General features: G+C 43.1%; 8 protein-coding genes. 3 read left to right on the forward strand and 5 right to left on the reverse strand.

Annotated features, from left to right (window positions below; translation table 11 throughout):
* Positions 1 to 39: 39 nt before the first annotated feature.
* From WR49_RS03475 to WR49_RS03485, 3 genes are all read right to left on the reverse strand, one after another.
* Entirely contained in the window at positions 40 to 441 is a 402-nt protein-coding gene (locus WR49_RS03475; protein WP_046223074.1) for a hypothetical protein, read from the reverse strand.
* A 188-nt stretch (positions 442 to 629) separates the two neighbouring features.
* Positions 630 to 1,505 (reverse strand): S-formylglutathione hydrolase, encoded by an 876-nt coding sequence (fghA, locus tag WR49_RS03480; protein WP_046223075.1) that lies wholly within the window; start codon positions 1,503 to 1,505, stop codon positions 630 to 632.
* A 157-nt stretch (positions 1,506 to 1,662) separates the two neighbouring features.
* Positions 1,663 to 2,811, reverse strand: coding sequence for an S-(hydroxymethyl)glutathione dehydrogenase/class III alcohol dehydrogenase (locus tag WR49_RS03485; protein WP_046223076.1), 1,149 nt, complete (start codon positions 2,809 to 2,811; stop codon positions 1,663 to 1,665).
* A 390-nt stretch (positions 2,812 to 3,201) separates the two neighbouring features.
* On the opposite strand from WR49_RS03485, the gene WR49_RS03490 reads away from it, so the two are divergent.
* On the forward strand, positions 3,202 to 3,546 hold the full coding sequence (locus WR49_RS03490) for a DMT family transporter (RefSeq protein ID WP_029626759.1): 345 nt from the start codon (positions 3,202 to 3,204) through the stop codon (positions 3,544 to 3,546).
* A 216-nt stretch (positions 3,547 to 3,762) separates the two neighbouring features.
* On the opposite strand, the gene WR49_RS03495 is transcribed toward WR49_RS03490, so the two are convergent.
* Together WR49_RS03495 and WR49_RS03500 are read right to left on the reverse strand one after the other, a co-directional pair.
* Positions 3,763 to 5,103 carry a lyase family protein gene (locus WR49_RS03495; protein ID WP_046223077.1) on the reverse strand — a complete coding sequence of 447 codons (1,341 nt, stop codon included), beginning with the start codon at positions 5,101 to 5,103 and terminating at the stop codon, positions 3,763 to 3,765.
* Positions 5,104 to 5,147: 44 nt separating this feature from the next.
* The gene (locus WR49_RS03500; RefSeq protein ID WP_046223078.1) at positions 5,148 to 6,653 is read right to left on the reverse strand and encodes an aldehyde dehydrogenase family protein; all 1,506 of its coding nucleotides are present in this window, start codon (positions 6,651 to 6,653) and stop codon (positions 5,148 to 5,150) included.
* Between the two features lie 217 nt (positions 6,654 to 6,870).
* Here WR49_RS03500 and WR49_RS03505 point away from each other — a divergent pair, with 217 nt between their 5' ends.
* Together WR49_RS03505 and WR49_RS03510 are read left to right on the forward strand one after the other, a co-directional pair.
* Positions 6,871 to 7,755, forward strand: a complete 885-nt coding sequence (locus tag WR49_RS03505) for a LysR family transcriptional regulator (protein ID WP_046223079.1) — start codon at positions 6,871 to 6,873, stop codon at positions 7,753 to 7,755.
* A gap of 204 nt (positions 7,756 to 7,959) precedes the next feature.
* Entirely contained in the window at positions 7,960 to 8,979 is a 1,020-nt protein-coding gene (locus tag WR49_RS03510) for an aldo/keto reductase (protein WP_046223080.1), read from the forward strand.
* The last annotated feature ends 167 nt before the right edge of the window (positions 8,980 to 9,146 follow it).

Genomic DNA, 9,146 nt, shown 5'->3' on the forward strand with positions numbered 1-9,146 from the left:
AAAGCGCAGTTTTGAAATCAGGTTTATTGCAATTCGATGTTAGCGGATATAGTTCGCATCAATACTCACGTACCAGTGCTGAAGCTTGCCGTCAGATTTTTTGATCCATAAATCGTTGGTGTAGCTCTCTACCTTGCCGTTAACCGTTAGGTTGAATGTGTTCTCGTCCAATTCGCCAAGCTTCACGAACTGGTCCGTGGTAATCAGGAACGGATCCATGTCATCCACCCCTGCCACATCTGAAATCACATAGTAGTGGTAGGTCAGCGGCTTGCTTGCATCATTTGGGTTGCTGCGATATGCCACTAACTTGAACGGTTCCGTTAATGGAACATCGAGCGTTTGCTTGTCCATGGTCGCTGGAATTGGAATAAACAGCCAAGCGGTAAATAAACCGCTCAATAAAACCATCAGGAAGAAAAGAGTCTTAATTGCTTTCATAGCAACCTTTAAAATAGATGATGCTGAAGACGCTATGGTAACAGGTTTGATTTGCTGATTGTAAGAGTATGAATAAGTGAAGGCATCACCTGTCTGTTAGGAAGTTTGAATGAATTGACATACTGTTCACAACCCTTGGTTTACATTGATCTGTGCGAGTAATGAACAGGTACAAAAAAGCCCACACCTCACGCTTTTGCAAGGTGTGGGCTAAATCGGTGTGACTGCTTGTTTAGGTAAGCAGCGTGGAACTCAATATGCTCATCAATAAAGCTAGAGATAAAGTAGTAACTGTGGTCGTAACCTGGCTGCATACGTAGCTCTAAATCGGCATTGGTTACCTTAGCGGCTTCAACTAATTGCTCAGGCTTAAGCTGCTCAATCAGGAAGTTATCGGCTTCGCCTTGGTCAACCAACATTGGCAGCTTAGTGCCTTTGGTTTTTAGAAGCTCAGAAGCATCGTAGTATTTCCACTCTTCAATATCTAAGCCAAGATATTGGTTGAATGCTTTCTGTCCCCAAGGGCATTGCATTGGGTTGGTGATTGGGCTGAATGCAGAGATAGAACGGTAGTTATCTTCGTTCTTGATGCCAATCGTTAGGGCACCGTGTCCGCCCATGCTGTGGCCAGAAATCGACTTCACCGAAGTTACTGGGAAGAAAGACTCAATCAATGCTGGAAGCTCTGTTACCACGTAATCGTACATGTGGTAATGGCTGTCCCATGGTGCTTGAGTGGCATTTACGTAGAAGCCTGCGCCTTGGCCGAGATCGTAATTTTCATCGTCGGCAACACCTTCGCCACGTGGGCTTGTGTCTGGGGCAACAATCGCAATGCCTTGCTCAGCCGCGGCTTTGAATGCGCCGGCTTTTTGCATGAAGTTTTCATCGGTACAGGTTAAGCCTGACAACCAATACAAAACAGGAACTGGGTTTTCTTTGCTTGCGTTAGGTGGCAAGAAAATCGCAAAGCGCATGTTGCAGTCAAGCGTTGCAGAAAAGTGGGTGTATTGTTTGTGCCAACCACCAGCAACCTTTGCTTGGCTAATGTTTTCGATTGTCATCTATTGTGCTCCGTTAGGTTGATGGTTTTGAGGAATAACGTGTCCATATTATTTAAAGTTTCACCACCCACCGGGCAGGAGGTGGTGAAGACAGTTTCGCTCTGATGTTTAAGTCAGAACTGTGGTCTCGACACCTAAGTATCGAGACCAAGGGGTATTATCTATCCATGTGTAGAACAGTACGGATAGATTCACCTTTGTGCATCAGGTGGAATGCCTCGTTTACGTCTTGCAGGCCCATGGTGTGAGTGATGAATTCTTGAAGCCCGAACTCACCTGCCATGTAACGATTAACGATTTCTGGAAGTTCAGAGCGGCCTTTAACGCCACCGAAAGCAGAACCACGCCATACACGGCCAGTTACTAGTTGGAATGGACGAGTTGCAATCTCTTGACCTGCACCCGCAACACCAATGATGACTGATTCGCCCCAGCCTTTGTGACAGCATTCAAGTGCTGAACGCATTACATCTACATTACCGATACATTCGAAAGAGTACTCAACACCGCCGTCGGTCATTTCAACGATAACGTCTTGGATTGGCTTGTCGAATTTAGTTGGGTTGATGCAGTCTGTCGCGCCAAGCTGTTTTGCTAGCTCGAATTTGCTCTCGTTGATATCAACACCGATGATGCGGTCTGCACCAGCCATGCGAGCCCCAATGATTGCAGAAAGACCGATACCACCTAGGCCGAATACAGCAACGTTGTCGCCTTTTTCAACTTTAGCTGTGTTCAGTACTGCGCCCATACCCGTAGTTACCCCACAACCTAGAAGACAAACTTCTTCAAGTGGTGCTTCTTTGCTTACTTTTGCTAGTGAGATTTCAGGAAGTACCGTGTACTCAGAGAAAGTAGAGCAGCCCATGTAATGAAAAATCGTTTCGCCATTAATAGAGAAGCGGCTTGTACCGTCAGGCATTAGGCCCTTACCTTGCGTTTCACGAACGGCTTGGCATAGGTTAGTTTTACCAGATTTACAGAACTTACATTCGCCACATTCAGCAGTGTAAAGTGGGATAACGTGGTCACCAATCTCGACACTGGTAACGCCTTCGCCGATCATCTCAACGATACCGCCACCTTCGTGACCAAGAATTGAAGGGAAGATACCTTCTGGATCGTCACCTGATAGTGTGAATGCGTCAGTGTGACAAACACCAGTAGCAACGATGCGAACTAGAACCTCACCAGCTTTAGGAAGTTGTACATCTACTTCTTCCATTTTTAGTGGTTCACCAGCTGCCCATGCAACCATTGCTTTTGATTTTATATGAGTTTGATCAGGTTTAATGTCGATTGTCATTGGATGCTTCCTATATATGTCAGTACTGCGGATAACTGTGCCATTAGCTTCAATCCGTTAAGCGTAGTTGAGCCTAATTGTTTCCGCTTTTTCGTTTTGCTGGTTCTAGTATAGATGTGACTTTAGGTTTTGATAATCCCCGTAAATTGAAAATGATTAATACACATATGTAATAATTAATCGGAGAGGCAGATCTTGAACTAAGCCTGTTAACCATGGCTAGCGGTCTTTTTATTGGTTGAAAGAATGCGTACTTAAGAACCTATTTGCTGGAGTTAATAGTTAAGATCTTTTAGGGTACGTCATAATAATTACTTACTGAAAACCACATGAATTAGACATAAAATTACAATATTCTGAATGCTGTATTTTATTGTTGTGGACTTAAACATGCTTTTATCTCTTCCTCCTCCAGTAATGTTGTCACTTGCCATCGTGCTTGAAGTTGTCGCGACTTCTTTATTGCCTAAAACGCAGCAATTTACTTCTTTACCTGCGACTGTCGCGGTACTGATTGGTTACGGTTGTGCTTTTTATTTGTTATCCCTAACAGTGCAAACCATGTCTTTGGGTGTGGCGTATGCGATTTGGTGTGGAGCAGGGGTTGTATTGGTCGCAGCACTGTCTTGGCTGGTTTACGGGCAAAAGCTCGATATCTTCGCGATCATTGGAATCGCTTTGATTTTGTCGGGCGTGGTGATTATTAACTTGTTTTCGAGCTCGGTGAGTCATTAGGAGGTCTAACTCGTTTTTGCCCCATTACAAGCTACATAACTTTCGCGTGATGCTTTGCAGATAGGTATTTGGCCTACTTATTCTAATCTGAGTAATGCCTACAGAACTGTCACTCGCAGGTGGAGTGACATAAAAAGATTAGAGCACGCTTTAATAGACTAGGCGCCACAATCTAGCATTCCAGTTACAGTATTATGTGCTATTAATGAGTAGAGGTCACCGCTTGAGTATCTCTTGTAACGTCTCTTTCAATTCAGTTGAGTTTTTAGCCTCTTTAACACGGTCTAAAGTCGCTTTGTATCCAATCTTAGACTTAACCTGCACGACGAGTGGAACCAAGGCGGATTCATTACGTGATTGTGTCTCTGAGTTAACTTCTATTCCGAGAATACACTTTTCAGTGAGTACCGAGATTCCCTTTTCTAAGTGATCTATGGCGTCGAGTAGATTGGTGATCAGTAGCATTCCCCACGGGTTATAGTCTAACTCTCCATGAACATGTGCTTGCTTAGATGAGTAACAGTGCCCTTGTGCTTGCATAGCAGACTGAATGGCAAACTCGGGAATTGTAGGGTTTACTTTCCCAGGCATAGCACTCGATCCCGCCTGTACTGCTGGAAGCGTAATTTCCGATAGACCGCCCTCGGGACCGGAAGACATTAAACGCAGGTCTTTCGCTATCTTGATAATAAAGCCCGCTAAGTTCTCCACCTGACTAACACAATGAATTTGAGCATCGAATGATTGGCTGGATTGGAATAAGTTATCGTTCTTGCGAAGCTCTATACCGGTAACGTCTGAAAGTACTGAGATACAACGCTCGGCATAAGCCGTTGAACAGTCACCACTTCGACCAATAATATTACCGCTTAAATTAACAGCCTGAAGGTCATTGCGACACGCTTTAAGATGCATTTGACAGGTGCGTAGTGATGCTAAATAACCACTCCAGAATTGTTTAAACTCAATCGTTACTGCATCCTGCATACAGGTTCTAGCGAGTTTAGAGCTGTCGCTGTGGCTCGCCATTAAATACTCAAACGCGTACATCAAGCGCTCAATGGTTGTATCTAAGCGATCAAGGGCTTCAATAGCAGCCAAGTGACTTGCGGTTTGCAAGCAGTCGCTCGTTGAATGATTCATGTTAATGGCATCATTCGGATGAGCTGGAGAATAAGAGCCGTAGAGCTGGGCATAATAGCTATGATTGACAATGTTAGCGACGACTTCATTGACATTCATATTAACGGAAATCCCACCACCACCATGAAATGCGTGAACGGGGAATAGTTCCCTTTGGTAGTCTTCTAATATGGACTGACAGGTGTTTTCAACGTTCAATGAAAGCACTGGATCCATTTCTCCGATTTCCCTGTTTACACGAGCAGAAGCTAATTTGATACGTAAAACAGCGTTGATAAGTGAAGCATAGTCGCCAAGTGTTTTTTGATTGTCTACGGGGTACAGATTTAGAGCTCGCTGTGTTTGAGCACCATAAGGGAGTAACACCGGGATTCTCACTTCACCAATATTATCGACTTCGATTCTGTATTGCATGATTTTCCTTAATTGGGCGGATAGAACCGCCCAAACATATCTGATTAGCTTTCGCCGTAGTAGACCCAAATACTCTTCGTTTTTGTGTAAGAAGATAGCGAATGAATGGCCATTTCTTTACCCCAGCCACTTTGTTTAAAGCCGCCGAATGGGCTGGCAAGTCCATAGCAACCATATTTGTTCACAAACAACATGCCAGCATCAATCTTATCAACCATTCGGTGCGCACGAGTTACATTAGACGTATATATGCCTGCCGCAAGCCCATATTCAGTGTTGTTGGCTATCCTAATTGCATCTTCTTCGGTTTTGAATTTGATGCAAGAAAGCACCGGACCGAAGATCTCTTCTCGTGCGATTCGTGCATCTTCAGGCACTTCAGAGAAAATCGTTGGTCGAACAAAGTAGCCTTGATCATTACCATTTGATGTATCTCGCTCACCACCAGCAACCAGTTTTGCTTCTGTTTTACCGATCTCAATGTAAGACATGATTTTATTGAACTGCACTTCATTACATTGAGGCCCTTGTTCACTTTCAGGGTCTAGTGGGTCACCGCATTTTACCGCTTCAGCTTTGGCAATCAGTTTCTCAAGAACGTAATCGTAAATCCCTTCTTGGATTAAGAATCGCGTTGGTTCGGAGCATTTTTCACCTTTGTGAGAGAACATCACAGTAAAAGCACGGACGATCGCAGCGTCTAGGTTTTCGGTGTCCTCGAAGAAAATACAAGGGGACTTACCGCCAAGCTCAAGCGTGACTGATTTCATGTTTGATTGGCCGCTATTTTCAATGATTTTACGACCAATAGGTGTACTTCCGGTAAAGGAGACTTTTTGGACGTTATTGCTGACTGTAAGCTGATTTGAAGCTGCGCCATCAGCAATAACTAGGTTTAAAACACCGTCTGGAATATCAACGCTTTCAACAATCTTTTCTATCAAGTATAGAGAGGTCAAAGGTGTAAATTCGGATGGTTTAAGAATGACAGTATTCCCCATCGCTAAAGCCGGAGCGATTTTCAACGCTGCTTGATAAAGAGGGAAGTTCCAAGGCGCGATAAGTGCACATACCCCAACCGGTTCCTTATTCGTAAAGTTAAGGTATTCAGGATCGACAGGTGACGTTTCACCATAAAACTTGTCAGTCCAACCTGCATAATACTCAAAGATGTCAGCACAAGTTGGAATATCGTCTGCTAATGACTCTGTTAAGAGTTTGCCGTTTGGTAGCGTCTCTAGCACCGCTAAAACTTCAGTATGGTCACGAATAACTTGAGCAATATCGCGAAGAACTTGGGCACGCGCCGTTCTACTTACTTGGCTCCATACACCTGATTGGTGAGCTTGTGAGGCAACAGCTGCCGCCTCTTCAACCAGTTGTTCATCAGCTAAAGGGATGTTACACAACACATCTCTATTACTAGGATTGGTTACCATCCAATTATTCTCTGAGTTGCCAAGAACCCATTGGCCGCCAATAAATTGTTTTTTGTCTTTGCTCAGCCATTCTTTGGCTGTAGTAATCGCAAGGTTGTATTGGGTTTCCATATTTTCTCCAAACAGCGCATTTTGTCATTGTGGTCAGTCCTTAAAAACTTACAGGTGTCACAATTTTTCAACAACTGAATAAAAGTAATTAACATATGAGTTTTAATCGTTAGAATGCAGCAGAATCTACGCAAGCGCGCTATGTCGAAAGTTAATGTGAATTGCAGTGACAGGAGTTGAGTTCTAAGTCGCTGTATTTGTGACCAGGAGCAAGATAATGAGACAACTACCCTCACTCAATGCAGTTCGAGTATTTGAAGTTGCGGGCACGCACTTGAGTTTCACCGCAGCAGCAAACATCTTAAATGTTACGCAGGGAGCGGTAAGCAAACAGATAAAACAGCTTGAAGAGTATTTAGGGGTACCTCTTTTCAAACGTACATCTACTCGTGGTCTATTGGAATTGACACCAATCGGGGAGCAAGTGCTTAGCACGATTTCTCGTTCTCTTTCTGAGGTAGAAAAAGGGCTAGAGGTTATCCGCAACCCTAATCTTCAGCAACGATTGGCTATTCTTGCCCCTCCCACCTTTACCAGCCGTTGGTTGAGTGTTCATCTCGTTAACTTTGCCAAAGCATTTCCACAATATGACTTACAGATCTACAGCAAACGAGAGCAAAGTACTCTGTATGATATTGAAATCCTTTTTGATGAAGTTGGTGAGTTCTATGCAAAAGACAACTTGTTGTTTAAAGAAAAGTACATTGCGGTTTGTAATCAAGAGCTCGTAACAGAGAGCATGAATATTGAGGCTCATACTCACAAAATGCTCCATATTCGTCATCATGGTCATAATCTCCCGGCATGGAAAGATTGGCTTGACTCAGCAAACATTCAACTGACGGAAGGGTATAGAAAAGGGATTTCGATGAGTACTCAAGAGCAGGTAATCAATACAGCTATCGCTGGTGGAGGGTTCGCGGTCGTTGATTTGAACATGGTCTATCATTCACTTAAAAAACAAGAACTGATTCAATTCCATCCTTTGCAGTGTCGCAGCCGATATGGGTACTTCATTCATGTACCGACGCCTAAAGTCGGCACGAGTAAAGTCGAGGCCTTTGTCTCTTGGTTGAAAGAAGAATGCCTGAGCGTGTCTTAGCTTCAACTTTTTAAACAATCATATTTTACGATTTAAATTTAATGCATTGTTTTTATGGATTTTAATTTTCATATCAAGGTTTTGAGAACTAAACTCATGTATGCCTAACTTATATTCACTCGTGTTTTGTTGGTTTTTGGATCTAAATACTCAGGTCATAAAACAAAAATTAAACATTTATCTTACATAATGCGAGGGGTGAATATGGAATACGTACAACTGGGTAACTCTGGCCTCAAGGTGTCTCGTTTGTGCCTTGGTACAATGAATATGGGCTCTAAGGAATGGAAACCTTGGATCTTTGATGAGAAAGAAAGCGAACCGATCATCCGCCATGCTATTGATCATGGCGTTAACTTTATTGACCTTGCAGACTTCTATTCGTATGGGGCGGGTGAAGAAGTTGTTTGCAATGTACTCAATCGTATAGGACAACGCGACAAGCTGATTGTAACGACTAAAGTCGGCTACCAAATGAATGATGATATCAATGCTCAAGGTCATTCTCGTCAACACATTATGAACTCTATTGATGCATCCTTAAAACGCATGAAGATGGACTATGTAGACATCTATATGCTTCATTTTTTTGATGTAAATACGCCTGTTGAAGAAACAATGTGTGCTCTTAATGATATCGTTCGATCAGGTAAGGCTCGCTATATCGGCGTTTCTACCATGTATACATGGCAGCTTGCTAAGATTATTCAGGTATGTGACCAAAACGGCTGGGTGAAGCCAATAAATATGCAATTGCAATATAATTGTGCCTACCGAGAAGAAGAGAGAGAGATGATTCCATATTGCCAAGACCAAGGTATTGGGGTGTCGGTATTCAGCCCTCTTGCTCGAGGTATCCTTACCAGTGATATGCAGTCTAACCGAAATAAAACCGATTTCTTTACTGCTGAAATGTATAACGACAAGACGTCATTTGATATTTCTACTTCTGTTGCTCGTGTCGCTGAGAGACACAATGTTGCTCCGGCTCAGGTCGCTCAAGCATGGGTCCTGTCAAAGCAATATGTGTCATCAATGTTGGTTGGTGCCGATACGCCAGAACAGTTCAATAGCGCCCTCGCTGCTTTGGAGATGAATCTCGATCAAGATGATATATTTGAGTTAGAACGCAATTACACGCCTTCCGATATAATTAATGACTACACCGCAGGCAATCGTATTACTCGTTCTGCTCGTCTTCCTAAAGGCATATATGCCAAATAATAATTAGGTATACAATTTAATCTACATTTAAATGGCACGTAGCGTGCCATTTTTTGATCTTCCTTGTTTGGTATTTATATTTATTATTTCTCTAGCTTAAATACAACAACCTCATGAATTAGGGCAAGATTACGAAGCCCCTTGCCCTGCAAGGACTTGCGAAAGGT

Origin of the sequence: Vibrio sp. ECSMB14106, from assembly GCF_000972265.1 — a bacterium.
Classification (GTDB): domain Bacteria; phylum Pseudomonadota; class Gammaproteobacteria; order Enterobacterales; family Vibrionaceae; genus Vibrio; species Vibrio kanaloae.

Coding starts and splice junctions, on each gene's coding strand:
- WR49_RS03475 (WP_046223074.1), bottom strand. CDS start 441: ATGAAAGCAATTAAGACTCTTTTCTTCCTGATGGTTTTATTGAGCGGT.
- fghA (WP_046223075.1), bottom strand. CDS start 1,505: ATGACAATCGAAAACATTAGCCAAGCAAAGGTTGCTGGTGGTTGGCAC.
- WR49_RS03485 (WP_046223076.1), bottom strand. CDS start 2,811: ATGACAATCGACATTAAACCTGATCAAACTCATATAAAATCAAAAGCA.
- WR49_RS03490 (WP_029626759.1), top strand. CDS start 3,202: ATGCTTTTATCTCTTCCTCCTCCAGTAATGTTGTCACTTGCCATCGTG.
- WR49_RS03495 (WP_046223077.1), bottom strand. CDS start 5,103: ATGCAATACAGAATCGAAGTCGATAATATTGGTGAAGTGAGAATCCCG.
- WR49_RS03500 (WP_046223078.1), bottom strand. CDS start 6,653: ATGGAAACCCAATACAACCTTGCGATTACTACAGCCAAAGAATGGCTG.
- WR49_RS03505 (WP_046223079.1), top strand. CDS start 6,871: ATGAGACAACTACCCTCACTCAATGCAGTTCGAGTATTTGAAGTTGCG.
- WR49_RS03510 (WP_046223080.1), top strand. CDS start 7,960: ATGGAATACGTACAACTGGGTAACTCTGGCCTCAAGGTGTCTCGTTTG.